1 pseudogene is annotated in these 471 nt (G+C 61.4%); it reads left to right on the forward strand.

Features of this window, described 5'->3' with window-relative positions:
* Positions 1–471 (forward strand): annotated as a pseudogene (locus ACQRA4_RS13925) (methyl-accepting chemotaxis protein); the annotation flags it as partial.

A 471-nucleotide genomic window follows, 5' to 3' on the forward strand; every position in this document is an offset into this window, starting at 1 on the left:
AAATCCCAGGAGGCCCAGAAAGCCACGGAAGAGGCCAGAGCGGCCATGAACCAGGCCGAAGAGGCCGCGCGCAGGGCCGAAAGCGCCAAGCGGGAAGGCATGCTGGCCGCCGCCGGACAACTGGAAGGCATGGTTGACATCATCTCCTCCGCCTCCACAGAGCTTTCCTCCCAGATTGAGCAGTCGGACAGAACCGCCGCGGAGTCCGCGCAGCATCTTTCCGAAGCGGCCACGGCCATGAACGAGATGAACGCCACGGTTCAGGAGGTCGCCAAGAACGCCAGCAACGCCTCCGGCGCTTCCAGCGACACCAAGCAGAGGGCCGAAGCGGGCGAGCAGGTTGTAAACGACGTTGTGCAGAGCATCAGCGAGGTTCAGGAAGTTTCCCTGCATCTGAAGAAGGAAATGGAGCAACTGAGCGCCCATGCGCAGGCCATCACGCAGATTATGGGCGTTATTTCCGATATTGCC

The sequence above is a fragment of the Desulfovibrio sp. SGI.169 genome, assembly GCF_050313595.1.
GTDB lineage: Bacteria > Desulfobacterota > Desulfovibrionia > Desulfovibrionales > Desulfovibrionaceae > Desulfovibrio.